This is a genomic window from Kitasatospora sp. NPDC036934 (assembly GCF_055608425.1).
Genome location: NZ_JBVJQR010000076.1, coordinates 1 through 1605 on the forward strand (window position 1 = coordinate 1; position 1605 = coordinate 1605).

Consider the following 1605-nt stretch of genomic DNA (forward strand, 5'->3'; position numbering starts at 1 on the left):
CCACCGCCACACCCAAGGACTCCCCGCCACCAGCCTCGCCTGGGGACTCTGGACCGACACCAGCACCATGACCAACACCCTCACCGAAACCGACCGGGACCGGCTGGCCCGCCAGGGGTTCCGCGGGATGTCCGCCGAGCGGGCCCTCGCCCAGTTCGACACCGCGCTCGCCTCGACCGAACCGGTACTGGTGACAGCCGAGTTGGATGTGTCGGCACTCCAGCGGCAGTCCACCGAGGGCACCCTGCCGCCCCTGCTCGGCAAGCTCGTGCGCGCCAGGCCCCGCCGGGTCGCCGCCGCCACGGACCCGGGTGGCACCACCCTGGAACAGCGGCTCGCCGACCTCGCGGCACCGCAACAGGCTGAACTCATCCACGAGTTGGTGACCCGGCACGTCGCCGCCGTCCTGGGGCACTCCGGTGGTGCCGAGCTGGACCCCGACCGCTCGTTCAGCGAGCTGGGCTTCGACTCACTGACCGCCGTCGAGCTGCGCAACCGGCTGAGCAGCGCCGTCGGCCGACGCCTGCCCTCGACCCTGGTCTTCGACCACCCGACCACCTCGGCGATCGGCCGACACCTCGCGGACCTCCTGCTCACCGCTCCCGCCGGGGCCGAGCACCCCGCCGTTCCGACGGCCCCGGCCACCGCGACCGCTCCCGTGGCGGCCGACGAGCCGATCGCGATCGTCGGCATGGCCTGCCGCTACCCCGGAGACGTACGGTCCCCGGCGGACCTGTGGCGGGTGGCCGCCGAGGGCATCGACGCCATCGCCGGGTTCCCCGCCGACCGTGGCTGGGACGTCGACGGCCTGTACGACCCGGACCCGGACGCACCCGGCAAGTCGTACGTGCGGGAGGGCGGATTCCTGGACGCCGCCGCCGACTTCGACCCCGCGTTCTTCGGCATCAGCCCGCGCGAGGCGCTGGCGATGGACCCGCAGCAGCGGCTGCTGCTGGAGACCGGCTGGGAGGTGTTCGAGCACGCCGGCCTCGACCCCGAGGCGCTGCGCGGCTCCCGCACCGGCGTCTTCACCGGCGTCATGTACGACGACTACGGCTCACGCCTGATGCGACAGCAGCCACAGGGCTTCGAGGGCCAGCTCGTCACGGGCAGCGCGGGCAGCGTCGCCTCCGGGCGGCTGTCCTACAGCTTCGGCCTGGAGGGCCCGGCCATCACCGTCGACACCGCGTGCTCCTCCTCGCTGGTCGCCCTGCACCTGGCCGCACAGTCACTGCGCAACGGCGAGTGCGACCTCGCCCTCGCCGGCGGCGTGACCGTCATGGCCACCCCGGCGTCGTTCATCGAGTTCAGCCGGCAGCGCGGCCTGGCCGCCGACGCGCGCTGCAAGTCCTTCGCCGCGTCGGCGGACGGCACCTCCTGGGGCGAGGGCGTCGGCCTGCTGCTGATCGAGCGGCTCTCGGATGCCCGCCGCAACGGCCACCAGATCCTCGCGGTCGTCCGGGGGACGGCGGTCAACCAGGACGGCGCCTCCAACGGCCTCACCGCGCCGAACGGCCCCGCGCAGCAGCGGGTGATCCGCCAGGCCCTGGCCAACGCCGGACTCACCACCGCCGACGTCGACGTGGTCGAGGCCCACGGCACCGG

1 protein-coding gene is annotated in these 1605 nt (G+C 73.8%); it reads left to right on the forward strand.

Annotation, left to right across the window (positions count from 1 at the left end; genetic code table 11):
* On the forward strand, nucleotides 1-1605 hold a 1605-nt coding region (locus ACZ7BZ_RS38300), incomplete at both ends, for an acyl carrier protein (RefSeq protein ID WP_470362415.1).